This is a genomic window from Flavobacterium crassostreae (assembly GCF_001831475.1).
Taxonomy (GTDB): domain Bacteria; phylum Bacteroidota; class Bacteroidia; order Flavobacteriales; family Flavobacteriaceae; genus Flavobacterium; species Flavobacterium crassostreae.
The window spans coordinates 538484-562787 of record NZ_CP017688.1 but is presented as its reverse complement, the minus strand read 5'-3'; the positions used below and the strand labels follow the sequence as shown (position 1 = coordinate 562787).

The window sequence follows — 24304 nt, the reverse complement described above, 5'->3', positions numbered from 1 at the left end:
TGTTTGTAATACTTTTGTAATATGAAATTAGATTCGCAGATTGGTAAAATATCCCGTTTTCAGCACTTACAGTTGGTTGCAAACCAGATTGTAGAAGGCTTTGTTTCGGGCATGCATAAGAGTCCTTTTCATGGATTTTCGGCCGAGTTTGCCGAACATAAGGTTTATAATCCGGGAGAAAGTACCCGACATATTGATTGGAAACTTTTTGCAAAAACAGATCGGTTGTATTCTAAGCAGTTTGAGGAAGAAACCAATATGCGATGCCATCTTATTATTGATAATTCGTCCTCGATGCACTATCCAGAGTTGCAACCCAACCAAAGTTTTCACGAAAACAAGATTGGGTTTTCAGTACTTGCGGCAGCGGTATTGATGAATTTGCTCAAAAAACAGCGCGATGCTGTTGGATTGAGTGTTTTTTCGGATAGCTACGAATATTATGCTCCCGAGAAAGGAAGCGACCGCCACCACCATATGTTGTTGCATGCGTTGGAGGCGTTGTTGGATCCGGTTAAAAGCCAAAAAAGTACCGATACAATAACGTATCTGCATCAAATTGCTCAGAAAATACATAGACGTTCTATGATTGTTCTTTTTACAGACATGTTTCAGAGTGGAGACGAAGCAAAATTGTTTGCCGCACTACAACATTTAAAACACAATAAACACAAAGTAGTGCTTTTTCATGTTATAGATGCTAAGACAGAACTGGATTTTGACTTTGATAATACGCCCCGAAAATTTATAGACTTAGAAACCCAAGATGAGGTATTGCTCTATGCAGACAATATTAAGGAAGTGTACCAGCATGAGCTTACGCAATACTTTAAGAAAGTGTCTCTAAATTGTTCTCAAAACAAGATTAAATACATTCCGGTAACGGTAAATGGAGATTTTGAACAAATAATAACTTCTTATTTGTCTGAAAAACAACAGTTTGGATCTTAGTTTTTTCTATTTCTATTTTTTTATGTCAAAAATAGTTGTACACGTCAAATTATATTGTATCTTTGCCACCGCAATAGAGCAGTGGGTCTGGTAGTTCAGTTGGTTAGAATACCTGCCTGTCACGCAGGGGGTCGCGGGTTCGAGTCCCGTCCAGACCGCAATATTGGGAAAAGCCTTTCTATTTAGAAAGGCTTTTTTGTCCCATAAGGTTTTTAAAATTAGTTGTGTTGTTTGGTCCATTTGACTCGTAGTCAAAAGACCTGGTTTAGTAGTTAGACCAATGAAAAGCTTTCCACTTTACTGTGGATGGCTTTTTTGATTTAAAAGCCATTCGTTACAATTGATTTATAGTCGTTGTGTCTTGGTGTTCCTTTTTTTGCAAAACAAACGGATCAATCCCAAAACCTGGGATCAATCCCAAAACCTGGGATCAATCCCAAAACCTGGGATCAATCCCAAAACCTGGGATCAATCCCAAAACCTGGGATCAATCCCAAAACCTGGGATCAATCCCAAAACCTGTGGAGCGACAAGAATTAGGCATAAATATTAGTTAGCCTAAAAAGGAAAAACTCAATGTTTCTAACACCTCTAAACTGAGATCTAAAAGCTTTTATTTTGGCGTTAAAGGATTCTGCTGATGCATTAGTACTTCTGTTATCAAAATAGTTTAATATGCTTTGATAATGATTGATTATGGTTCGAGATATTGTATTGAAAGACTTAAATCCTGATTGATTTACTTTTTCATGCCATTTAGCTAGCCTGGCAAAACCAATGATTTTGTCAGTTGTGTTTTCAAAAATGTTCCGTAATCCTTGAGATAGATTGTAAGCTTCTTTTATGTCGGGATATAATTCAAACAACAATAATGCTCGTTGTAATTGATTCGCCGTCCATTTTGATTTATTCTTGTATAAGAAATGGATCAATCCTAAAACCTGTGGAGCAGCAAAAATTAGGCATAAATATTAGTTAGCCTAAAAAGAAAGAATTCTACATTTCTAACACCTCTAAACTGAGATCTAAAAGCTTTTATTTTGGCGTTAAAGGATTCTGCTGATGCATTAGTACTTCTATTATCAAAATAGTTCAATATGCTTTGATAATGATTGATTATGGTTCGAGATATTGTATTGAAAGACTTAAAACCAGATTGATTTACTTTTTCATGCCATTTAGCTAGTCTGGCAAAACCAATGATTTTATCGGTTGTGTTTTCAAAAATGTTGCGTAATCCTTGAGATAGATTGTAAGCTTCTTTTATGTCGGGATATAAATCAAACAACAATAATGCTCGTTGTAATTGATTCGCCGTCCATTTTGATTTATTCTTGTATAAGAAATACCTACTTCTAGCAAGTAACTGCTTAATAGTATCTCCATTAGTCAATACTTCAGGCTCAAACCTTTTCTTGTTTTTCTTCGCTTTTTCGATGGCTTCATTTTCCTGGTCAATGGCTTGCCAGCGGTATTTGATCCTGATTTCTTGTAAAGCCTCTAACGCTAATTTTTGCACATGGAATCGGTCTGTAACTCGAGTAGCATTAGGGAAACATTTTTTAGCAATCAATCCCATGTTTGCCGCCATGTCAAGAGTTATTTCGGTAACAGAATTTCGTAGTTTAAGCGGTATTTTTTCGATAATAGCAATTACTGTTTCAGCTTTGGTTCCTGCAATCATAGCCACTATAGTTCCTTTGTTTCCCTTTCCAGCTTTGTTGGTCAAAATAGTATAGAGTTCGCCATTGGACAAGGAGGTTTCGTCAATTGATAAGCGTTTGCCTATGTTTTCTGGAAATATAAGCCATTGTTTTGCGTGTAGTTTTTGATCCCATATTTTGAAATCACTTAAGAAATCTTTGTATTGATGTTGTAGGTTTTTACCGCTAACGCCATAGAAAGAGGCGATAGCATTGCAATCATTTGGGCTGGAATCTATGGATCTCTTTTAAAAAAGACGCAAACTCCTGTGTCACCCGAGTTCCGTCTGCTACTAAATTCCAATCTCTAAAAACTACTTTTCCAGTATCTTCATTCAGCCATCTTCTGCGGGTGATATATAGATAAACTTGATGTCCACGAATAGGAAAATCTTGAACAGTTATCTCATCAAAGAATCCCTTGGAGCTTAATTTATATTGACGATATTCTTTTGGAATTGAATTAATCTCTTTTAAATAAAGATGAAGAATATCTTCTCCTTTTTTATAAGAAGTAAGTTCAAAGTATTCAACTATAATTTCAGGAAGTAACAACTTGAGAAGGTCGACAAAAGAATCTTGCATTTGTATCTGATTTGGAAATACAAATATCTCTATTTTTATATTTCCCCACAACTTTTAGACTTGATCCGATTTCTTGGCAATGAGCCCCATATTTCCTGCCATATCTAGGGTTATCTCGGTGACTAGATTTCGTTGTTTAAGAGGGATTCTTTCAATGATAGCGATTACCGTTTCAGCTTTGGTTCCTGCAATCATAGCCACTATAGTTCCTTTCTTTCCCTTTCCAGCTTTGTTGGTCAAAATAGTATAGAGTTCGCCATTGGACAAGGAGGTTTCGTCAATTGATAAGCGTTTGCCTATGTTTTCTGGAAATATAAGCCATTGTTTTGCGTGTAGTTTTTGATCCCATATTTTGAAATCACTTAGAAAATCTTTGTATTGATGTTGTAGATTTTTACCGCTAACGCCATAGAAAGAGGCGATAGCATTACAATCATTTGGGCTGGAATCTATGGATCTCTTTTAAAAAAGACGCAAACTCCTGGGTTACACGAGTTCCGTCTGCTACTAAATTCCAATCTCTAAAAACTACTTTTCCAGTATCTTCATTCAGCCATCTTCTTCGAGTGATATGAAGATATACCTGATGCCCACGGATAGGGAAATCCTGAACTGTTATTTCATCAAAGAACCCTTTTGAACTTAATTTAGATTGTCGATGTTCTTTAGGAATTGAATTAATCTCCTTTAAGTAAAGATGAAGTATCTCTTCCTCTTTTTTATAGGAAGTCAGTTCAAAGTATTCAACTATGATTTCAGGAAGTAACAACTTGAGAAGGTCGACAAAAGAATCTTGCATTTGTATCTGATTTGGAAATACAAATATCTCTATTTTTATATTTCCCCACAACATTTAGACTTGATCCGATACACATGCAAAAAACAACCACCAAACCCCTAAAACCGGCAGAATAACCACAAAAACAGCAGCGAAGACCTATAAAAGCAACAAAAGAAGCATTTGTATAGAATTAAAAACAAAGCAGTTAGCGATTCTTATTAAGAAAAGGTAAATAAAAGGTAAAAAAAGTATTGATTAACCGAAAAAAGGCGGTAGTTTTGCACCCGCAATAAGAAACAAGTTCTTTCAAATACTGGCAAGCAGACGAAATCAAGGCGAAAATTTATTTTTCAAAAAAGAGTTCAAAAGCTTGTGAGAATTAAAGCAAAAGTTTACATTTGCACCCCGCTAAACAAGCGACGTTATTTGATATACTGCTAAGAGAAATAGAGAAAAAATTAAAAAATTATTTTTTAAAAAAACCTCAAAATTTTCTTGCCAGTTACCAAAACAAGTTGTAGTTTTGCACCCGCTTCGAGAGTCACGAAAATTGACCGACGAAACGAGAAACAAGATAAGACACGTTCCTAGACATATTGAATTGACAGCCGTTTTAAGAGAGATCTTAAGACAAAGAATAAGAGTAATAGAAATGCAAGAATAAAAAAGAACCAATAGATCTTCAGTCAAAAATAAATAGCTTAGAGATAAGCAAACAATATACGATGAAGAGTTTGATCCTGGCTCAGGATGAACGCTAGCGGCAGGCTTAACACATGCAAGTCGAGGGGTATAGTTCTTCGGAACTAGAGACCGGCGCACGGGTGCGTAACGCGTATGCAATCTACCTTTCACAGAGGGATAGCCCAGAGAAATTTGGATTAATACCTCATAGTATAGCAGTCTCGCATGAGATCACTATTAAAGATTTATCGGTGAAAGATGAGCATGCGTCCCATTAGCTAGTTGGTATGGTAACGGCATACCAAGGCTACGATGGGTAGGGGTCCTGAGAGGGAGATCCCCCACACTGGTACTGAGACACGGACCAGACTCCTACGGGAGGCAGCAGTGAGGAATATTGGACAATGGGCGCAAGCCTGATCCAGCCATGCCGCGTGCAGGATGACGGTCCTATGGATTGTAAACTGCTTTTATACAGGAAGAAACCCTGGTTCGAGAACCAGCTTGACGGTACTGTAAGAATAAGGATCGGCTAACTCCGTGCCAGCAGCCGCGGTAATACGGAGGATCCAAGCGTTATCCGGAATCATTGGGTTTAAAGGGTCCGTAGGCGGTCAGATAAGTCAGTGGTGAAAGCCCATCGCTCAACGGTGGAACGGCCATTGATACTGTCTGACTTGAATTATTAGGAAGTAACTAGAATATGTAGTGTAGCGGTGAAATGCTTAGAGATTACATGGAATACCAATTGCGAAGGCAGGTTACTACTAATTGATTGACGCTGATGGACGAAAGCGTGGGTAGCGAACAGGATTAGATACCCTGGTAGTCCACGCCGTAAACGATGGATACTAGCTGTTGGGCGCAAGTTCAGTGGCTAAGCGAAAGTGATAAGTATCCCACCTGGGGAGTACGAACGCAAGTTTGAAACTCAAAGGAATTGACGGGGGCCCGCACAAGCGGTGGAGCATGTGGTTTAATTCGATGATACGCGAGGAACCTTACCAAGGCTTAAATGTAGATTGACCGGTTTGGAAACAGACCTTTCGCAAGACAATTTACAAGGTGCTGCATGGTTGTCGTCAGCTCGTGCCGTGAGGTGTCAGGTTAAGTCCTATAACGAGCGCAACCCCTGTTGTTAGTTGCCATCGAGTCAAGTCGGGAACTCTAACAAGACTGCCAGTGTAAACTGTGAGGAAGGTGGGGATGACGTCAAATCATCACGGCCCTTACGCCTTGGGCTACACACGTGCTACAATGGACGGTACAGAGAGCAGCCACTATGCAAATAGGAGCGAATCTACAAAACCGTTCTCAGTTCGGATCGGAGTCTGCAACTCGACTCCGTGAAGCTGGAATCGCTAGTAATCGGATATCAGCCATGATCCGGTGAATACGTTCCCGGGCCTTGTACACACCGCCCGTCAAGCCATGGAAGCTGGGGGTGCCTGAAGTCGGTGACCGCAAGGAGCTGCCTAGGGTAAAACTGGTAACTAGGGCTAAGTCGTAACAAGGTAGCCGTACCGGAAGGTGCGGCTGGAACACCTCCTTTCTAGAGCCTTAGTGTTAGCGCAAGCACGCTAGGGAAAGAGACGAAAAGAGAAGTTGGTCATTATGCTTAAAATTTTATTACTCTTGCTGTTAATTTAAAAAAAGAACAAATAATTTAAGAATGAAGAGTGTCTCGTAGCTCAGCTGGTTAGAGTACTACACTGATAATGTAGGGGTCGACAGTTCGAGTCTGTCCGAGACAACAATTTAGGATTAGTTATATATAAGGAAATTTTAGAAGTATGAGTATGAATACCTTAATTCAAAATTCAACATTCATAATTTAAGATTAGAAATGGGGGATTAGCTCAGCTGGCTAGAGCGCCTGCCTTGCACGCAGGAGGTCAACGGTTCGACTCCGTTATTCTCCACAATTCCGAAAGGAAAAAAGTTCATTGACATATTGAGATAAGAAAATATTACAAGTAGAAAGCGTTTTTTACTATTAGTAGTAAAAGACAAAAAAAACGGTCTTAATTAATTTTAAGATTGGTACAATAAGCAAAATAAGGGCGTATGGGGGATGCCTTGGCTCTCAGAGGCGATGAAGGGCGTGATAAGCTGCGAAAAGTTACGGGGACGAGCACACATCGATTGATCCGTAAATACCCGAATGGGGCAACCCACTATGTTGAAGACATAGTACACCTACGGGTGGGCAAACCCGCTGAACTGAAACATCTAAGTAGGCGGAGGAGAAGAAAACAAAAGTGATTCCGTAAGTAGTGGCGAGCGAACGCGGATTAGCCCAAACCAAAGTTGTTACGGCAATTTTGGGGTTGTAGGACCACGATATTCCATGTAAAACGAACTAGAATCTACTGGAAAGTAGAACCAAAGAGGGTGATAGTCCTGTATAGGTAAGTGCTATAATGGATAGTGGTATCCTGAGTAGGGCGGGACACGAGAAATCCTGTCTGAATTTGGCGGGACCATCCGCTAAGGCTAAATACTCCTGAGAGACCGATAGTGAACCAGTACCGTGAGGGAAAGGTGAAAAGAACCGTGAATAACGGAGTGAAATAGATCCTGAAACCATACGCTTACAAGCGGTCGGAGCCCTTTCGTGGGGTGACGGCGTGCCTTTTGCATAATGAGCCTACGAGTTAACGTTGCTGGCAAGGATAAGTGGTTAAGCCACGGATCCGTAGCGAAAGCGAGTCTGAATAGGGCGCTTTAGTCAGTAGTGTTAGACGCGAAACCGTGTGATCTACCCATGGACAGGTTGAAGCTTTGTTAACCCAAAGTGGAGGACCGAACCCGTTGACGTTGAAAAGTCTTGGGATGATCTGTGGGTAGGGGTGAAAGGCCAATCAAACTCGGAAATAGCTCGTACTCCCCGAAATGCATTTAGGTGCAGCGTTATGTTTAAGTTATATAGAGGTAGAGCTACTGATTGGATGCGGGGGCTTCACCGCCTACCAATTCCTGACAAACTCCGAATGCTATATAATGTTTCATAACAGTGAGGGCTTGGGTGCTAAGGTCCAAGTCCGAGAGGGAAAGAACCCAGACCATCAGCTAAGGTCCCCAAATATATACTAAGTTGAAAGAACGCGGTTTGTCTGCCTAGACAGCTAGGATGTTGGCTTGGAAGCAGCCATTCATTTAAAGAGTGCGTAACAGCTCACTAGTCGAGCGGACGAGCATGGATAATAATCGGGCATAAGTATATTACCGAAGCTATGGATTTACGATAATACGTAAGTGGTAGGGGAGCATTCTAATGGGGTTGAAGGTGATTCGTAAGGGTTGCTGGACTAATTAGAAAAGAAAATGTAGGCATAAGTAACGATAATGCGGGCGAGAAACCCGCACACCGAAAGACTAAGGTTTCCACAGCTATGCTAATCAGCTGTGGGTTAGTCGGGACCTAAGGCGAACCCGAAAGGGACAGTCGATGGACAACGGGTTAATATTCCCGTACTAGTTTTAACTGTGATGGGGTGACGGAGTAATGAAAGTGTCGCGAACTGACGGAATAGTTCGTTGAAGTACGTACCTATAGGCTGCGCAGGCAAATCCACGCGGCTTGGGGAAATACGATAGTACTCGGCGTCTTCGGACAAAGAGATAGTACACCTAAGCGCTTCCAAGAAAAACCTCTAAACTTCAGGTTAATAGTACCCGTACCGCAAACCGACACAGGTAGTCGAGATGAGAATTCTAAGGTGCTCGAGAGATTCATGGCTAAGGAATTAGGCAAAATAGACCCGTAACTTCGGGAGAAGGGTCGCCAGCAGCAATGCTGGCCGCAGTGAAGAGGTCCAGGCGACTGTTTATCAAAAACACAGGGCTCTGCAAAATCGTAAGATGAAGTATAGGGCCTGACACCTGCCCGGTGCTGGAAGGTTAAGAGGAGATGTTATCTTCGGAGAAGCATTGAATTGAAGCCCCAGTAAACGGCGGCCGTAACTATAACGGTCCTAAGGTAGCGAAATTCCTTGTCGGGTAAGTTCCGACCTGCACGAATGGTGTAACGATCTGGACACTGTCTCAGCCATGAGCTCGGTGAAATTGTAGTAGCGGTGAAGATGCCGCTTACCCGCAGTGGGACGAAAAGACCCTGTGCACCTTTACTATAGCTTAGTATTGACCTTGGACAAATGATGTGTAGGATAGGTTGGAGACTATGAAGTGGCGTCGCTAGGCGTTGTGGAGTCATTGTTGAAATACAACCCTTTGTTTGTCTGAGGCCTAACCCCGCATTGCGGGGGACATTGCTTGGTGGGTAGTTTGACTGGGGTGGTCGCCTCCAAAAGAGTAACGGAGGCTTCTAAAGGTTCCCTCAGTACGCTTGGTAACCGTGCGTAGAGTGCAATGGCATAAGGGAGCTTGACTGAGAGACATACAGGTCGATCAGGTACGAAAGTAGAGCATAGTGATCCGGTGGTTCCGCATGGAAGGGCCATCGCTCAAAGGATAAAAGGTACGCCGGGGATAACAGGCTGATCTCCCCCAAGAGCTCATATCGACGGGGGGGTTTGGCACCTCGATGTCGGCTCGTCACATCCTGGGGCTGGAGAAGGTCCCAAGGGTTGGGCTGTTCGCCCATTAAAGTGGCACGCGAGCTGGGTTCAGAACGTCGTGAGACAGTTCGGTCTCTATCTACTGTGGGCGCAAGAAATTTGAGTGGATCTGATTCTAGTACGAGAGGACCGAATTGGACAAACCTCTAGTGTATCTGTTGTCACGCCAGTGGCATGGCAGAGTAGCTACGTTTGGAAGGGATAAGCGCTGAAAGCATATAAGCGCGAAACCCACCACAAGATGAGATTTCTTTTAAGGATCGTGGGAGATGACCACGTTGATAGGCTATAGATGTAAAGGCAGTAATGTCATAGTCGAGTAGTACTAATAATCCGTAAGCTTATGTACACCCTTTCCAGCTTCGTAAGAGGCTGGGGAAACTTTCTAATTATATTTTTTTCTTTATCTCAGTATGTTACGATATTCTGTAATGTTTATTAGCACCATGCTAATTTACCCATTGCAAAACGACCTTAAGGTGGTTATTGCGGCGGGGCTCACCTCTTCCCATCCCGAACAGAGAAGTTAAGCCCGCCTGCGCAGATGGTACTGCAGTTATGTGGGAGAGTATGTCGTCGCCTTTCTTTATGGAACCCCAACTTGTAAAAGTTGGGGTTCTTTTTTTTTATAGGTACGACGTGTCGGCTAAAAGCCTCGATCCGTCGCCTTTCTTTTTAAAAAACCCTTATCCTAATCGGATAAGGGTTTTTTGTTTTATATCTAAAACCCATTGGATCCAATTTTGTTGTTCTTAAAAAGGGCAAATCAACTTTTATTACATCTCAAATTGCGATATTAATGCTTTTATTTTTTCGTTGAAAGATTCTGCCGAAGCATTTGTACTGAATCATGCGCAAATGTTGTGGGTTATCCAAAAAGGTTTGATAATCTAAACAAGAAAAAATCAATTTTCAGAACGCCTTTACACGGATTTCTGAACGCTTTAATTTTAGTATTAAAAGATTATTACTATTTTAATTATGAATTTTAAAGAAGCTTATGAATTTCGTTTCTTTCGAAGTATTCGTATTTCAATTGTTGAAATAGTTTAATGTAGTTTTAAAATGATTGATTATTGATCTTGAGATTGTATTGTTCCGATTTAAATCCAGATCGATTTACTTTTAGCTTACCAATGTGGTTGCTTTAATACGCTCACATTTTCTATAATCGAGTTTTAATTTATTTTAGTCCTAAAATTGCTCTTTATATTTCCAGGCAATTAATATATATAGCCCTAAAAAAAGGACTGTTGCTAATAATTGTATAAAACTGGAACCCAAAAAACCTAAAAAAGATCCTGTAGCGGCTTTGAAAGCTTTTTTGCTCGAAGCGTTGTTAAATAGAAGTTCGCCTGTTAATGCTCCTAAAAATGGGCCTATTATAACACCAAATGGGATTGGGAGGATTATTCCGAGGACTAACCCGATGTTGGTTCCCCAGATGCCATATTTACTACCTCCAAAACGTTTGGTTCCTTGGGCAGGGATTATATAATCTAGTATAGAAAGCACCAGAGTTATTACTAATGTACTGCCAATAACCCAATAGTCTACAGGCACGGCCTTGGTAAAATAAAGCAGTAAGAGACCTAGCCAACTAAAAAATAGACCTGGTAGTACTGGAAGTACGCTTCCTAGTATACCGATTAGCATAAGTACTAATCCGATAATTAAAAATACTAAGTCCATAAAGTGGGTTTTATTTCTTTTTTTATAAAAATAGGACTTTTATTTGTTGCTTCGGTGCTTTACTCAAAGTAAATTGGAGGGTTTGTTTATTGTGGTGGATTTAAATACGGTTGCTTTTTATACGGTTTGCAAGCAATATCTTGAAATCAAAAAAGGAAGTTTTCTCTAAAATTAATCGTATTTTTGCGCCAATAAGTAAATTTGAAAACCCACACCATTGAAGTACTATCTCCTCATATTATTTTTAGTATTTAATTCTTGTAACTATTTTGACAAACAAATTCCTTCTGAAAAAGAATTATTACAAAAGGAGTTAAATGCAATTGATTGGAATGAAGTGGATGAATATCCTTCTTTTGTGGATTGTAATAAGATGGAAACAAAGCTAGAACGACAGCATTGTTTTTTTGAATACTTGGCTACTTTAATCCAAGAAAAAATACGCATGGATTCTCTTGCTACGCTTTACCCTGAATTAGATACTATTGCGGTAAAGGTTACGGTGTATCCTAGTTCTAAAATGAAGTTTGAACCCCAATTTCCTAAAGATTCGGTAGCCTATGATGTGATGCAAATAGACAGTATCTTACATGCTCGCTTGATAGATTTTCCAAAGGTTAGTCCTGCAATAAAAAGAGGTATTCCGGTCAAAACACAATTTATATTACCGGTAATTATCAAAGCAGAACCGTAATGCCTTTTACCTTTTCTCATCCTGCTATTGTTTTGCCTTTTTTTAAGAAGAAATACTGCTCCGCTACAGCTTTGGTTGTAGGATCGATGTCTCCAGATTTGGAGTATTTTTTTAGAATGAAAATGCATAGCCAATGGAGCCATACTTTTTTAGGTATTTTTTTAATTGACTTTCCTCTTGGCTTTCTGGTAATTTTTGCTTTTCATGAAATTATTAAAAAGCCGTTAATTAACCATTTGCCTTTTTGCATTAGCGGTAGATTGCAATTATTAAAAAATAAAAACTGGATGACTTACTTTAGAAGACATGTTTTTATAGTTATAAGTTCTTTTTTCTTGGGAGCTGTTTCTCATATTTTTTGGGATTCCATGACGCATTGGGATGGCTATTTGGTTCAAAAAATTCCTTTCCTAAACAATTCTTTTTTTTCTTTTCCGGTATATACAATTGCTCAACATGGCAGTAGTATGTTGGGCTTAATTTTGCTGTTTTGGCATGTTTATAAACTGCCTGTGATTCCAGACCCTGTTGAAAATAAATTGTTGGTTTATTGGAGTTCAACACTAGGAATTTGGGCTGTCATTTTGGCTACACGTTTTTGGTTTGGACTAGAATTTGACCAACTAGGGAGTCTTATTGTGAGTGTTTTGTTTTCGGGTTTTTTAGCAATTACAGCTGTTGGTTTGCTTTTTAGAGAAAAAAATAACAACGAGTGAAATACCTTCCTTTCCATTCGTATTTTCCAAATAGAGAATAAATAGCAACACTTGTGCTAAAAAACGGATAAAACAAATTTGCTGCCAAGAGATAAGATCTTTTTTTGGTGTTCAAAAAAGCATTTGTTTGTAAGAGTAAAAGGATGTCTACACTCATTTTAAGCAAGATAAAAATTACTGCTGTAAGTCTCTGGTTCGCCTCTATAACTACATGTACTACTAATAAAATCCAAGAGACATTGCCGCCAAAAACAACCACTGCTAGTAGTTTGCCAAACAAACTTTGATAAGCACTTGTTTTGGAAGCCCAGCGTACTCTTTGGTAAAATAAAGATTTCCAGTTGTTTAGTGGTTTGGTGGTTATAATGCAATTTTTGGATTTTAGATAATGTACTTTTTCGGGTGCGTGTGCCATGGCTTTTTGCAACAGAAAAACATCGTCTCCACTACTGATGGTAGCGTTTCCATGAAATCCGTTGAGTTCTTCAAAAAAAGCTTTGGTATAAGCAAAGTTTGCACCATTGCACATAAAGCCCTGTCCGAGACCAAAACTACCGATGGTTGCTCCTTGTAGGCTAGAGAGATCCAGTTGTTGGAATTGATGCAAAAAAGAGTTGGTGCCATCATAATTCACTGCAGCGGCAAGCATTGCCACCTTATGGGTTTGTATATAATTGTCTAAGGTGAGTAGCCAGTTTTTGGGAGCCACACAATCGGCATCGGTGGTAACCATCCATTGGGTATTTAGCGTAGTTATTGCGGTTTGGATGGCATCTTTTTTTGGAGAATTGGTTTGTCTGTGGTTTTGGATGATCTGAATGCCAAATCGATAACATTCTGGACGAAAAGCTTCTTTAGAGGCATCGTCCACCAAGAGTACTTCAAATAAATGGCTAGGATAATTCAATTGGGAAAAGCTATCTAACAATAGAGGCAAATTTTGGGCTTCGTCTCTAAAAGGCACCACAATACTAAATTTAGTTTGGGGTTTTAAATCGGACTTTTGGTAGGTTTTTATTTTATTAAAACCGTAACAAAGCCCGCTAATTGTTATACAATAGATAGTTATCAGTAGTATTGATGTTAATAAAATCATTGGTATAAAAATTTAAGAAATACTATTTGTTTGCTGCTGGGCATCAGCAGGACTTTTAAATCGAAGCACATAATAGCTTCCGAGCATAACCGGTAAAACAATATTTAGAAACCACATTAAGGTCGATACAAAGATTACAATCCATTCATTTACGCCCAGAATGGTAAAGAAAAAAATAGCAACACTGCCTTTTACTGCAAAATCTAAAAACTGAAAACTGGGCAATGACGAAGCCAAAAAATACACGCTGGCTACTGCAGAAATTAAGGTCAAATAAGGCAAATGAACATCAAAAGCTAGAAATAAAAAATAGTATTGATGCGAAAAAACCAGATAGCGGCAAAGACCTAGCAAAATGTTTTTTTGGTGTATTGCTTTTGGAATGGCATTTATTTTATGAATTATTTTTTGAATAGAATAGCCTTTTAGAGTGCTTTTTTTTATAGAAAACAAGAACAAAACCACCAACACGACCCCTCCAAGAAGCAACCAAACAGTAGGCGTAGAGAGTAGTTGGTATTTAAAATTAAAATAAAGCAGTCCCAAAATACCGATAAAAATAGTCCACACCATTTGGATTCCATTACAGATTAGATTTAAAAAAAGCACTTTTTTGGTTTGCTGTTTTTCGTAAAAAAGTGCTTTGCCAGCATATTCTCCTATTCCGTTGGGTGTAAATATTCCGGCAGTCAACGCTGCCAAAACTTGTTGTGTGGCTTGAGATACGGAGGTTGGTTTCAGGAAAGAAGCTAGATTTTGCCATTTTAGAATTTCTAAATAACGATTCAGGATACTAAGAGAGACAATAAAAGCAATGCCAGAAATGGATTTATTTTTCCTGAATTTTTCTTGAAATTGTACCCAGTCCAGTTGGCTGTTGCTTGCCAATTGGTTATAAATAAAATAAAAGGCAGCAGCAACAATCCAAACTTTGATTAGAACTACCAAGAATTGCTTAGTTTTGTGAGAAATTGAAATCATAAGCACAAAGAAACTAAAAAGTATTTTGAAAATGCTATCGGGCAAAAATTAGCTACTAAATAAGTAGAAAATACTAAAAAAAACACGTCTAAAATCCCACGGGGTTTTGGGTTTACTTTGGAGTTTATGCAAACAAAATTAATGTTAAAACAAATCTTTTGGCAAACGAACGCATCATATTAGGTATAGATCCCGGAACCACCATTATGGGTTTTGGGTTGATTAAAATTGTCCATAAAAAAATGGAATTTATACAATTAAACGAACTTTTGTTATCCAAATATGACAACCATTATCAAAAATTAAAAGTTATTTTTGAAAGAACCATTGAGTTAATTGACACCCATCATCCAGATGAAATTGCAATCGAAGCTCCTTTTTTTGGCAAAAACGTACAATCCATGCTTAAATTAGGACGTGCACAAGGCGTGGCCATGGCAGCTGGATTATCCAGAGACATACCCATTACAGAATACGAACCCAAAAAAATAAAAATGGCCGTGACCGGAAACGGTAATGCAAGCAAAGAACAAGTAGCCAAAATGCTCCAACAGTTGTTGGGTTTGAAAGAATTGCCCAAAAATCTGGACTCTACAGATGGATTGGCCGCGGCAGTTTGTCATTTTTTTAATTCTGGAAAAGTAATTGGTGCCAAAAGTTATTCTGGATGGGACGCTTTTGTAAAACAAAACGAAGAACGCGTTAAGAAATAAAGCAGCAAAATCTGCTTTCAGACCCTAATTGCCAAGCTAATTAATAACCCCAGACCATTGATATGTCAGGAATTTATATACACATCCCTTTTTGCAAACAAGCCTGTCATTATTGTGACTTTCATTTTTCGACTTCAATGAAAACGAAAGAACAAATGCTTTTAGCTTTGGCCGAAGAAATTCGCTTGCGCAAAAACGAATCCCAAACAGAAAAAATAGAAACTATTTATTTTGGCGGAGGCAGCCCTAGTGTATTGAGCGTAGACGAAATTACTTTTTTGATTGCACAAGTATACGCCCATTATACCGTTGTGGATAGCCCTGAAATTACCCTTGAGGCCAACCCAGACGATTTGTCTAGGGAGCGTATTATTGCTTTTTCGGAGAGTAAAATCAATAGGCTGTCTATCGGTATTCAATCTTTTTTTGAAGACGATTTGCAAATGATGAACCGGGCACACAATGCTGCACAAGCCGAAGAATGTTTACAACTAGCTACCCAATATTTTGATAATATTTCTTTGGATTTAATTTATGGAATTCCGGGGATGAGCAACCAAAAATGGCTACAAAATATTCAAAAAGCAGTGTCTTTTGGCATTGCACATATTTCCAGCTATGCCTTAACGGTAGAGCCCAAAACGGCATTAAAAAAATTAATTGAAACAGGCAAAATAGCCGCACCAAAAGACGAAGTAGCTCAGGAACATTTTATGATTTTGACTGCAGAGCTGCAAAGAGCAGGTTTTGTTCATTATGAAATATCCAACTTTGGCAAACCAGATTATTTTTCTAAAAATAATTCGGCCTATTGGTTGGGCAAAAAATACCTCGGGATTGGTCCCTCGGCACATAGCTATAATGGGGTTTCAAGGAGTTGGAATAAGGCTAATAATTTGCTGTATATAAAGGCAATTGCCGCCGGAAAACTACCCAATGAAACCGAAGTTTTATCGGTATCAGATCGTTATAATGAATATGTAATGACTGGCCTGCGCACCATTTGGGGGGTGGCATTAGAGATCATATCCTCAGACTTTGGTCCAGTTTATTTGGATTATTTGCACAAGCAAGCACAAAAATTTTTGCAAGATGATTTGCTTTTTATCGAAAACAACATCTTGAGGCCTACCCAAAAGGGAAAATTTTTGACAGACGGTATTGCATCTGCTCTTTTTTGGGTAAATTTGGAATAAAATCCCTTGTATTGAAAGCAACCATTGTAGAGCAACATAGCAAATTTGAAATTGATTTGTCCGAACCGATAGATATTTCGATCCCAATTACCAACACCGATGCCAATCCGATTGCTTGGTATATTGACAAACCAATAATAGCACCAGTTCGGTTTGAAGAATGGGTTGGCAAGGTGTCTGAAGGGATGTCTTCGACCAACTTTAATTCGATAACCTTTAATCCACATGGCCATGGTACACACACGGAATGTCTGGGGCATATTACCCATGATTTTTATAGTGTTAATCAAGCCTTACAGCAGTTTTTTTTTAGTGCGGAGTTGGTCTCTGTGTTTCCTGAAAAAAAGGATGGCGATTTGGTCGTGACGCAAGCAGCAGTCCAAAAAGCCCTAAATGGCAAAACGCCTCAGGCGCTTATTATACGAACATTGCCCAACGAGGCTAGTAAGGTTTCCCGAAAATACTCGCATACCAACCCTCCTTATTTGGAGCAGGCGGCGGCGCGTTTCTTTCGCGAAAGCGGTATAATGCATTTGTTGGTAGATTTGCCTAGCGTGGATAAAGAAAAAGATGCAGGCAAACTCTTGGCCCACAAAGCTTTTTGGAACGTAACGGATGTAAGGGTTTTGAATGCCGATGCGAGAATGCAGGCTACCATAACGGAGATGGTTTTTGTGAAAGATTCGGTTGCGGATGGTAGTTATGTGCTGAACTTACAAATGGCTTCTTTTGAGAATGATGCCAGCCCTAGTAGACCTGTTTTATTTGCCACTAAGGCAGTTTGATTTTTTTTTAAAAGAGGTTAATTTTTAGTGTATGGATTTAGAGAACTATTACAATTATTGTCTTTCTAAAAAAGGCGTAACGGCAGATTTTCCATTTGGTGTGCATACGTTGGTTTTTAAAGTAGGCAGCAAAATGGTTGCTTTGACCTCCTTGCCATTATGGGAAGCGGGTACCCCTAAATTGCCCAAAAAACAGCAGGCTACCATAGGCTAACCATTCATCGATGGTTTTGTGTTATTTGTCCGCATTGCAGCCATGACTACCGATTGGTATTGTTTTTTTTAGTATATTGGTCTTACATTTATATTTCAAAATATAATATCTAAAATTAATGATTAAGGCACTAAATATATTGCTTATAGAAGACGATGAAATTGAGGTAATGAAATTCAATAGAGTTTTAAGCACCTCCAAATTAAATCATAAAATTGTAGAAGCCAATAACGGCGAAGAGGCAATTGGACTACTCCAATCCAAGGAGTTTGTTCCAGATATAATTGTATTGGATTTGAATATGCCAAAAATTAATGGTATTGAGTTTTTAGGGATTTTAAAAGCAGATGCGTATTTAAAATACATTCCGGCAATTATTTTGACCACCTCCAGCAATCATAAAGATGTTTTAGAGTGTTATAAAATAGGAATTGCGGGCTACATGATTAAACCTTTAAAATACGAAGATTATGTAGATAGAATTACTAAATTAATTGCCTATTGGAGCTCCAATGAATTAATCAACACTTAAAAAAAAACGAGATGTACGGAATTGTCAATAAATCCATTGAAGATTTAGTTGTAGCTAACTTTGGTAGAGAAAAATGGGAAATTATTCATGAAAAAAGTGGTATTGACATTGACTTTTTTTTGAGTAATGAAATTTATGATGATGAAGTAACGTACAAAATTGCGGGAGCCGTTGCGCAAGAAATGCAAATGACCTTGAGTGCGGTTTTAATTGCGTTTGGAGAATGGTGGGTGGTTAAAACAACCAAAGAAAAATATCCTGGATTGATGGAATCTGGAGGGACTAATTTGCGAGATTTTTTGATCAATTTACCCAATTTTCATAACCGAGTTATGTTGGTTTACCCCAAACTAACCCCTCCAGAATTTAAAGTAACCGATATCACTCCAAATGCGCTCCATTTGCATTATTTTTCTAAAAGAGAAGGGCTTCAGGATTTTGTGAGAGGCATCTTGCAAGGATTAGCAATAGTATACCAAACTCCGGTGGTGCTGGATTTAATTCAATCCAGAAATGCCGGTAGTTCTCACGAAATATTTAAAGTAAATTGGTAAAAGTATGACAGGATCTGGATTTCATTTTGACGAGGAAAGTTTTAATAACTTGTTTCCGTTTTATTTTCAGATACGTCCGGATCTACGCCTGAGTAATTTTGGTAAGAGCCTTGCCAAAATTTGTCCAGATCTTCAACAAGGAAATTTATTTACCACTGATTTTGAAATTAAAAGACCGCATCTAACCACGGTTACTTTTGAAGAATTGGTAAACCATGGCGAGCAACACCTCTTGCTAGAATATGCCAAAACAAATGTAACCCTACGAGGACAGTTTGTCAAAATGGGTGTTTCTTTATTATTTGTAGGATCCCCTTGGTTTACTTCCATGAACGAAGTGATGGATCGGCATTTAACCTTTGATGATTTTGCCCCAAACGATCCCTTACTGGATTTGCTACACGTTTTGAACAATGCAGAAAATACTTCCAAAGAGTTAAAAGAATTGTTGCTAACCATCAACACCCAAAAAAACCAACTCAAAAAAGATAAAGAAGAACTCAATAGATTATCCTATGTAGCTAGTGCTAATACGAATGGTATTGTTTTTACCAAACTAGACGGGAGGATTTTTTGGTGTAACGATGCTTTTGTAGAACTAACTGGATATTCCAGACCAGAAATTATAGGCAAAACCCCAATTGAGTTAGGACAAACGCTTGCCACAGATAGGCAGGAGTTAAAAAAAATGATAGACCTGTTTTATACCGGTCTGCCCTTTGAGGTAGAATTGTTTCACGCACGAAAAAATGGCACGCCATTTTGGTCTCGTGTAAAAGGACAGCCGATCCGTGATTCTCAAGGAAATGTTACTCAATATTTTGCCATTCTAGAAGATATTTCCCTCAAAAAAAGATACGACGAAAGTTTAGAAATAGAAAAAGAAAAGTACCGAAGTATTATTGCAAACATGAATTTAGGATTGCTAGAAGTAGATCTTAAAGATACCATTACAATGGCAAACCAGAGCTTTCTGGATATGAGCGGTTTTAGTATGCAAGAGCTATTAGGCCGCAATGCTTCGGGGATATTCTTGACTCAAGAAGGCGGAAAAATACTGGAGTCTAAAAACAAACTTCGGGTTAAAGGCGTGCCAGATTCTTATGAAATAACTGCTATAACAAAGAGTAAAGAAAATAAAACCTGGCTTATAAGTGGCGCTCCTAATTACGACATTCATGGCAATCTAATTGGTTCGATAGGGATTCACTTGGACATAACTACCCAAAAAAACCAAGAACAGCAGCTGTATTTACTCTCTTTAATTGCCGAAAAAAACATCAATTCCGTTATCATTTGTGATGCCAAGGGAAAGATAGAGTGGGCTAATACCAGTTTTTTAAAAATGTCTGGATATACCCAATCAGAGGTTATAGGTCAGAAACCTGGTCCTTTGTTGCAAGGAGAAAACTCGGACAAAGAGGCCGTGCACTATTTGCGAGAACAAATAAAAAAAGGCTTGCCCTTTAATTGCGAAATTTTAAACTATTCTAAAAATAAAACCAAATATTGGGTTCGGATACAAGGACAAGCATTGTATGACAAAGAAGGCCGTATTATTAAATATTTTGCTATTGAGGAAGACATAACAGCACAAAAGTTATTGGAAACTCAAAAAGAAAATTTAATTCATGATTTAGCCAAAACTAACAAAGAACTGGAGGACTATGCGCAAATTGTTTCGCATGATTTAAAATCCCCTTTACGGAGCATTAATTCTTTAATTTCCTGGATCAAAGAAGAAAACGAAACCAACTTTGAGGCACAGACTATCAAATATTTTTCGTTAATTGAACACAAAGTAGAAAAAATGGACCATTTAATTGAGGGCATTTTAACCTACTCTAAAATTGATAAAGAAGCTACCCGAAGAGAAAAAGTAAATACCCATGAAATTGTCAGTAGTATAATAGATATTATTCATGTTCCGGAACATATTAGTATTACAATCCAAAACCCATTACCTATAATTAAGGCAGATCGATTTAGGATACAGCAACTGTTCCAAAATTTGATCGGCAATGCCGTAAATTATATCGATAAAGAAGTTGGCTTGGTTGCAATTAGTTCCGAAGAATCAGCGACTCACTACGTTTTTGCCGTTAAGGATAATGGCGTAGGGATGCCCAAGGAAATTCATGACAAGATATTTGAAACCTTCAAGGCTTACACCAATAGCAAACACTCCACAGGCTTGGGGTTGTCTATTGTAAAAAAAATAGTTACTTTCTATAAAGGTGAAATCTGGCTAGAGAGTGAAGAAGGAAAAGGAACTACTTTTTTTGTAAAATTAAATAAATAAACATGAAAATAATTCAAGCCTACAAGCAAGCCAATACATCTTGGTACTATTTTCAGAAAAAAATACTATTAAAAAATCCGTTAGTATTGGTTTTTGGCAACCGCTATTTGCTAGAACAGTCTGAAGTTATTGAGGAAATAAGAAACGAATTTCCGTATACGGATCTTGTGTTTGGATCTACTTCTGGAGAAATAATTGGTTGCAGTGTCTATGACCAGTCCATCTCCGTAACGGTTATTGAATTTGAAAAAGCACATTTTGTAATAGAACGAGAAAATATTTTTAATTTTAATAAAAATGCGACCAAATTAGGGCAAACATTGTACAACAAAATTCCAAAACAGGGCTTAAAACATTTGTTTGTTTTATCTGAAGGCAGTTTTGTTAATGGGGATTCTCTGATTACGGGACTAGAGACTAATGGCGATTTAAAAACATCTATCACAGGCGGGATGTGTGGAGATGATGCCCGGTTTGAAAAAACAATAGCTTCTTATAAAGAAAATCCAAAAGAAGGCGAAGTGATTTTGATAGGCTTCTATGGAGAAAGTTTAGAGGTTTCTTACGCCAGTTTTGGAGGTTGGATTCCTTTTGGACCAGAACGAATAATAACTAAATCTCAGGACAATATACTCTATGAAATTGATGGCCAGCCAGCATTAGACTTGTACAAAAAATACCTAGGAGACAAATCGAACGAATTGCCACAGGCATCTTTGTTGTATCCTTTAAACGTAACTCCAAAAGGCAAAAAAGAGGCCGTTGTGCGTACTATTTTAAACATTAACACCGCCGATCAATCCATGATTCTGGCCGGAGATGTTCCCGAAAATGCTAGAGTGCAACTCATGATGGCCTCTGTAGACGGCATAGCTCAAGGAGCTCAGATAGCAGCAAGATTAGCTATGAACCAAAGAGCTGCACCGCCGCAATTGGCCTTGTTAGTGAGTTGTATAGGTAGAAAATTAGTAATGAACCAACGCGTAGAAGAAGAACTGGAACAAGTACAAGAAATTATTGGAGACACTACGGCTATGGCAGGTTTTTATTCTTATGGAGAGATGGCTCCTTTTAACGGAAGTACCTCTTGTGAATTGCACAACCAAACCATGACATTAACTTTAATTAGCGAATAATGCATTCATTATTAAAAAGACAACTGGCCAAAAAACTTCGTGGAGGACTAAATGATTTAGACCTTTTTTTGGAAGCCGTAAACGAATCTTACGAAAATTACGAGTCCCAAATGGAAATGCTACAGCGTGCCATGAAAATAAGTTCGAACGAATTATTTGAGGCCAACCAAAAATTGCGGGACGAAGCAGAGAGTCTAAAAGAAGTAAACAAAAACCTCCAATCTATATTGGACTCCATGAATTTAGACCCAGAATTAAACCCCAAAAAAGTACGCTTTGATTCGCTACAATACATCAAACAACAATCCTCGGAAATCGTACGCATTAACAAACAACGGGAAGAGCTTTTGGTACATTTAGAAAAACAAAACAAAGCCCTGAATGAGTATGCCCACATGGTGTCGCACGATTTAAAGGCACCTTTGCGGAGTATTGATACTTTGATTAATTGGTTTATGGAGGATAATAAAGAAATGATGGATAGTAAAAATCTACAGTCCTTAAATCTCATTCTCTCTAATGTAGAAAAAATGGATTTGCTTATTAAGGGAATACTAAACTATTCTGCGGTAGAGCAACAATCCAAAGACAATAAATGGATTGATTTAAATGTCATGATTGCAGATGTTTTAATCACCATTGCGGTTCCAGACCATGTTACCATTACCCTAAAAAATAAATTACCGAAACTCCTTGGTAATGATTTTAGATTTAAGCAATTGTTTCAAAATTTAATTCAAAATGCCATAAAATATAACGATAAAGAAGCAGTTTTGATAGAAATAAGTAGCTCCGAAACAGCCCATGACGTTCTTTTTGAAATTAAAGATAACGGGATAGGGATTGCTAAGGTCTATCAAGACAAAATATTTGACGTATTCTCTAAACTACACAATGATGGCAAATCATCGGGTATTGGACTTTCTATCGTAAAAAAAATAATAGAATTTTATAAAGGAAAAATATGGCTAGAAAGCCAAGAAAAGATAGGGACAACTTTTTATTTTAACTTACCCAAGAACCATGGAAACACCTAATTTAAATTATATAAACGAACTCTCAGGTGGCGATACCAGTTTTAAATCTAAGATAATTAGTATCTTAAAAAAAGAACTACCCACCGAAATTGCTTTGTATCAAAATCAAATGCAAAAAGAGGCTTATCTAGAAGCAGCACAAGCCGTACATAAACTCAAGCATAAAATTTCTATCTTAGGTCTGGAAAAAAGTTATTATCTTGCCTCTGATTATGAAAATAACTTAAACGACAACTCTGTAGCTTTAAAAAACGATTTTGAATCGCTACTAAAGCTAATGCAAGAGTACGTCTTACATTTGTAAAAAAAAAGCTTTAGATGAATTGCATTATTATAGACGATGAAGAGATGGCAAGAGCAATCCTTACTCAATTTATTGTATCCCATACAAATATTGAGGTGGTTGCTACTTTTTCGAATGCTATGGATGCAATTAAATTTTTAAATCAAAATCAGGTGGATTTGATTTTTTTAGACATACACATGCCTAATTTTACTGGTTTTGACCTCATACAAACCATTAAAAATCCACCGCACACTATTTTAGTTACCTCAGATAGCAATTTTGCTATAGAAGCTTTTGAGTACGATTGTATCGTGGATTATTTATTAAAGCCCATCACTGCTCCGCGTTTTTTAAAAGCCATTGACAAAGTAAATGCTCTGGCTCTTAACGAGTCTACTACAGCCACCACTGCCAGTGTTGTGCCTACGGATTTTTATATTAACGTAGATAGACGACTCATTAAGATTGAATTAAATTCTATAGATTTAATAGAGGCCAAAGGAGATTACATACATATAAAAACCGAATCCAAAAATTATATGGTGCATTCTACCCTCAAAAATATTGCACATAAACTCCCTAAAGAGATCTTTTTGAAAGTCCATCGTTCTTTTATTATCAACGTCAAAAAAATAATTGACATTGAAGACAATAGTGTATTGATCGGCAAAAATGTAGTTCCGGTAAGCAGATCCAACAAGACCGAATTATTAAATAGAATAAATGTGCTCTAAATTTTGATTTAGGAAATGCACTCTGTTTATACGTGTTGTAGGGCTTTGGTTATAACCAATAGCCTTGTTCTGCCGTTTATTAAAAAGAGGGTATTGGTTGAGGATTGCCAGATCAAATAAAAAACTATTTGTAAACAAAAGACAGACAGCGGTTTTGAAGTTCCATTCGTCGAAGGGAAATGCAATTCTGCCGAAAAGTTATTTCAAAAATTATAGGTTGTGCGTACCTTTATAAAGTAGAATGTAAGACAAATACTCTTTTTGCCCCAGATCATTGATTTGAAAAAAAGGATCTTGCCTTTTATACCATTTTAAGTGGTAAGGAGTCGTGATTTTTAAGTTTTATACGATT

General features: G+C 38.1%; 22 protein-coding genes, 3 tRNA genes and 3 rRNA genes. 20 read left to right on the top strand and 8 right to left on the bottom strand.

Features of this window, described 5'->3' with window-relative positions:
- Nucleotides 1–21: 21 nt before the first annotated feature.
- Both LB076_RS02550 and LB076_RS02545 read left to right on the top strand, forming a co-directional pair.
- Complete coding sequence (locus LB076_RS02550; protein WP_066334812.1) at nucleotides 22–951, top strand: DUF58 domain-containing protein; 930 nt, start codon at nucleotides 22–24, stop codon at nucleotides 949–951.
- 84 nt (nucleotides 952–1035) lie between these two features.
- Nucleotides 1036–1109, top strand: a tRNA-Asp gene (locus LB076_RS02545).
- A 378-nt stretch (nucleotides 1110–1487) separates the two neighbouring features.
- Here LB076_RS02545 and LB076_RS02535 read toward each other — a convergent pair.
- The 5 genes from LB076_RS02535 to LB076_RS02515 all read right to left on the bottom strand — a co-directional run bounded on the left by LB076_RS02535 (nucleotide 1488) and on the right by LB076_RS02515 (nucleotide 4038).
- Nucleotides 1488–1883, bottom strand: coding sequence for a transposase (locus LB076_RS02535; RefSeq protein WP_232505670.1), 396 nt, complete (start codon nucleotides 1881–1883; stop codon nucleotides 1488–1490).
- A 26-nt stretch (nucleotides 1884–1909) separates the two neighbouring features.
- The gene (locus LB076_RS02530; protein WP_198402047.1) at nucleotides 1910–2863 is read right to left on the bottom strand and encodes an ISAon1 family transposase; all 954 of its coding nucleotides are present in this window, start codon (nucleotides 2861–2863) and stop codon (nucleotides 1910–1912) included.
- Between the two features lie 10 nt (nucleotides 2864–2873).
- A complete protein-coding gene (locus tag LB076_RS02525; RefSeq protein WP_070786667.1) occupies nucleotides 2874–3239 on the bottom strand; it encodes an ISAon1 family transposase N-terminal region protein in 366 nt (121 codons plus the stop codon).
- Nucleotides 3240–3293: 54 nt separating this feature from the next.
- Complete coding sequence (locus LB076_RS13815) at nucleotides 3294–3521, bottom strand: transposase (RefSeq protein WP_257785937.1); 228 nt, start codon at nucleotides 3519–3521, stop codon at nucleotides 3294–3296.
- 151 nt (nucleotides 3522–3672) lie between these two features.
- Entirely contained in the window at nucleotides 3673–4038 is a 366-nt protein-coding gene (locus tag LB076_RS02515; RefSeq protein WP_066334588.1) for an ISAon1 family transposase N-terminal region protein, read from the bottom strand.
- Nucleotides 4039–4742: 704 nt separating this feature from the next.
- Here LB076_RS02515 and LB076_RS02510 point away from each other — a divergent pair.
- From LB076_RS02510 to rrf, 5 genes are all read left to right on the top strand, one after another.
- Nucleotides 4743–6256, top strand: a 16S ribosomal RNA gene (locus LB076_RS02510).
- 128 nt (nucleotides 6257–6384) lie between these two features.
- Nucleotides 6385–6458, top strand: a tRNA-Ile gene (locus LB076_RS02505).
- A 94-nt stretch (nucleotides 6459–6552) separates the two neighbouring features.
- Nucleotides 6553–6626 (top strand) — tRNA-Ala (locus LB076_RS02500).
- Nucleotides 6627–6750: 124 nt separating this feature from the next.
- Nucleotides 6751–9633, top strand: a 23S ribosomal RNA gene (locus LB076_RS02495).
- 126 nt (nucleotides 9634–9759) lie between these two features.
- Nucleotides 9760–9869, top strand: a 5S ribosomal RNA gene (rrf, locus tag LB076_RS02490).
- Together the 16S, 23S and 5S rRNA genes with 2 tRNA genes alongside form the textbook arrangement of a ribosomal RNA operon.
- Before the next feature lie 609 nt (nucleotides 9870–10478).
- Here the strand turns inward: rrf and LB076_RS02485 are convergent.
- Complete coding sequence (locus LB076_RS02485; protein ID WP_066331912.1) at nucleotides 10479–10976, bottom strand: DUF456 domain-containing protein; 498 nt, start codon at nucleotides 10974–10976, stop codon at nucleotides 10479–10481.
- 217 nt (nucleotides 10977–11193) lie between these two features.
- Here LB076_RS02485 and LB076_RS02480 point away from each other — a divergent pair, with 217 nt between their 5' ends.
- Together LB076_RS02480 and LB076_RS02475 are read left to right on the top strand one after the other, a co-directional pair.
- Nucleotides 11194–11670 (top strand): hypothetical protein, encoded by a 477-nt coding sequence (locus LB076_RS02480; protein ID WP_066331910.1) that lies wholly within the window; start codon nucleotides 11194–11196, stop codon nucleotides 11668–11670.
- Nucleotides 11670–12386 carry a DUF4184 family protein gene (locus tag LB076_RS02475; protein WP_066331908.1) on the top strand — a complete coding sequence of 239 codons (717 nt, stop codon included), beginning with the start codon at nucleotides 11670–11672 and terminating at the stop codon, nucleotides 12384–12386. Before LB076_RS02480 ends, LB076_RS02475 begins: the two co-directional genes overlap by 1 nt.
- Here LB076_RS02475 and LB076_RS02470 read toward each other — a convergent pair.
- Together LB076_RS02470 and LB076_RS02465 are read right to left on the bottom strand one after the other, a co-directional pair.
- On the bottom strand, nucleotides 12361–13482 hold the full coding sequence (locus tag LB076_RS02470; protein ID WP_066331905.1) for a glycosyltransferase family 2 protein: 1122 nt from the start codon (nucleotides 13480–13482) through the stop codon (nucleotides 12361–12363). The two genes, LB076_RS02475 and LB076_RS02470, sit on opposite strands and share 26 nt — an antisense overlap.
- 12 nt (nucleotides 13483–13494) lie before the next feature.
- A complete protein-coding gene (locus tag LB076_RS02465) occupies nucleotides 13495–14463 on the bottom strand; it encodes a lysylphosphatidylglycerol synthase domain-containing protein (RefSeq protein ID WP_066331904.1) in 969 nt (322 codons plus the stop codon).
- Between the two features lie 158 nt (nucleotides 14464–14621).
- On the opposite strand from LB076_RS02465, the gene ruvC reads away from it, so the two are divergent.
- The 11 genes from ruvC (at nucleotide 14622) to LB076_RS02410 (ending at nucleotide 23952) form a co-directional block, all read left to right on the top strand.
- Nucleotides 14622–15176 carry a crossover junction endodeoxyribonuclease RuvC gene (gene ruvC / locus LB076_RS02460; RefSeq protein ID WP_066331902.1) on the top strand — a complete coding sequence of 185 codons (555 nt, stop codon included), beginning with the start codon at nucleotides 14622–14624 and terminating at the stop codon, nucleotides 15174–15176.
- Between the two features lie 62 nt (nucleotides 15177–15238).
- On the top strand, nucleotides 15239–16372 hold the full coding sequence (hemW, locus tag LB076_RS02455) for a radical SAM family heme chaperone HemW (RefSeq protein ID WP_066331897.1): 1134 nt from the start codon (nucleotides 15239–15241) through the stop codon (nucleotides 16370–16372).
- Between the two features lie 11 nt (nucleotides 16373–16383).
- The gene (locus LB076_RS02450) at nucleotides 16384–17157 is read left to right on the top strand and encodes a cyclase family protein (protein WP_066331922.1); all 774 of its coding nucleotides are present in this window, start codon (nucleotides 16384–16386) and stop codon (nucleotides 17155–17157) included.
- 31 nt (nucleotides 17158–17188) lie between these two features.
- The gene (locus tag LB076_RS13945; protein ID WP_066331895.1) at nucleotides 17189–17371 is read left to right on the top strand and encodes an MmcQ/YjbR family DNA-binding protein; all 183 of its coding nucleotides are present in this window, start codon (nucleotides 17189–17191) and stop codon (nucleotides 17369–17371) included.
- 118 nt (nucleotides 17372–17489) lie between these two features.
- Nucleotides 17490–17903: a response regulator gene (locus LB076_RS02440; RefSeq protein ID WP_066331893.1), complete on the top strand. Its 414-nt coding sequence runs from the start codon at nucleotides 17490–17492 to the stop codon at nucleotides 17901–17903.
- Nucleotides 17904–17914: 11 nt separating this feature from the next.
- Entirely contained in the window at nucleotides 17915–18457 is a 543-nt protein-coding gene (locus tag LB076_RS02435) for a heme NO-binding domain-containing protein (protein ID WP_066331891.1), read from the top strand.
- A 4-nt stretch (nucleotides 18458–18461) separates the two neighbouring features.
- Nucleotides 18462–20759: a PAS domain S-box protein gene (locus LB076_RS02430; RefSeq protein ID WP_066331890.1), complete on the top strand. Its 2298-nt coding sequence runs from the start codon at nucleotides 18462–18464 to the stop codon at nucleotides 20757–20759.
- 2 nt (nucleotides 20760–20761) lie between these two features.
- Complete coding sequence (locus LB076_RS02425) at nucleotides 20762–21895, top strand: FIST signal transduction protein (protein WP_066331888.1); 1134 nt, start codon at nucleotides 20762–20764, stop codon at nucleotides 21893–21895.
- Entirely contained in the window at nucleotides 21895–22932 is a 1038-nt protein-coding gene (locus tag LB076_RS02420; protein ID WP_066331885.1) for a sensor histidine kinase, read from the top strand. Before LB076_RS02425 ends, LB076_RS02420 begins: the two co-directional genes overlap by 1 nt.
- Nucleotides 22919–23236: a histidine kinase gene (locus tag LB076_RS02415; RefSeq protein ID WP_066331882.1), complete on the top strand. Its 318-nt coding sequence runs from the start codon at nucleotides 22919–22921 to the stop codon at nucleotides 23234–23236. Before LB076_RS02420 ends, LB076_RS02415 begins: the two co-directional genes overlap by 14 nt.
- A 14-nt stretch (nucleotides 23237–23250) precedes the next feature.
- Nucleotides 23251–23952 carry a LytR/AlgR family response regulator transcription factor gene (locus LB076_RS02410; protein ID WP_066331879.1) on the top strand — a complete coding sequence of 234 codons (702 nt, stop codon included), beginning with the start codon at nucleotides 23251–23253 and terminating at the stop codon, nucleotides 23950–23952.
- Nucleotides 23953–24304: the final 352 nt, after the last annotated feature.

What these genes read in the sequence shown, in the direction of transcription:
- LB076_RS02550 (WP_066334812.1), top strand. Translation starts at nt 22, where the DNA reads ATGAAATTAGATTCGCAGATTGGTAAAATATCCCGTTTTCAGCACTTA.
- LB076_RS02525 (WP_070786667.1), bottom strand. Translation starts at nt 3,239, where the DNA reads ATGCAAGATTCTTTTGTCGACCTTCTCAAGTTGTTACTTCCTGAAATT.
- LB076_RS02515 (WP_066334588.1), bottom strand. Translation starts at nt 4,038, where the DNA reads ATGCAAGATTCTTTTGTCGACCTTCTCAAGTTGTTACTTCCTGAAATC.
- LB076_RS02485 (WP_066331912.1), bottom strand. Translation starts at nt 10,976, where the DNA reads ATGGACTTAGTATTTTTAATTATCGGATTAGTACTTATGCTAATCGGT.
- LB076_RS02475 (WP_066331908.1), top strand. Translation starts at nt 11,670, where the DNA reads ATGCCTTTTACCTTTTCTCATCCTGCTATTGTTTTGCCTTTTTTTAAG.
- LB076_RS02470 (WP_066331905.1), bottom strand. Translation starts at nt 13,482, where the DNA reads ATGATTTTATTAACATCAATACTACTGATAACTATCTATTGTATAACA.
- LB076_RS02465 (WP_066331904.1), bottom strand. Translation starts at nt 14,463, where the DNA reads ATGATTTCAATTTCTCACAAAACTAAGCAATTCTTGGTAGTTCTAATC.
- hemW (WP_066331897.1), top strand. Translation starts at nt 15,239, where the DNA reads ATGTCAGGAATTTATATACACATCCCTTTTTGCAAACAAGCCTGTCAT.
- LB076_RS13945 (WP_066331895.1), top strand. Translation starts at nt 17,189, where the DNA reads ATGGATTTAGAGAACTATTACAATTATTGTCTTTCTAAAAAAGGCGTA.
- LB076_RS02440 (WP_066331893.1), top strand. Translation starts at nt 17,490, where the DNA reads ATGATTAAGGCACTAAATATATTGCTTATAGAAGACGATGAAATTGAG.
- LB076_RS02435 (WP_066331891.1), top strand. Translation starts at nt 17,915, where the DNA reads ATGTACGGAATTGTCAATAAATCCATTGAAGATTTAGTTGTAGCTAAC.
- LB076_RS02430 (WP_066331890.1), top strand. Translation starts at nt 18,462, where the DNA reads ATGACAGGATCTGGATTTCATTTTGACGAGGAAAGTTTTAATAACTTG.
- LB076_RS02425 (WP_066331888.1), top strand. Translation starts at nt 20,762, where the DNA reads ATGAAAATAATTCAAGCCTACAAGCAAGCCAATACATCTTGGTACTAT.
- LB076_RS02420 (WP_066331885.1), top strand. Translation starts at nt 21,895, where the DNA reads ATGCATTCATTATTAAAAAGACAACTGGCCAAAAAACTTCGTGGAGGA.
- LB076_RS02415 (WP_066331882.1), top strand. Translation starts at nt 22,919, where the DNA reads ATGGAAACACCTAATTTAAATTATATAAACGAACTCTCAGGTGGCGAT.
- LB076_RS02410 (WP_066331879.1), top strand. Translation starts at nt 23,251, where the DNA reads ATGAATTGCATTATTATAGACGATGAAGAGATGGCAAGAGCAATCCTT.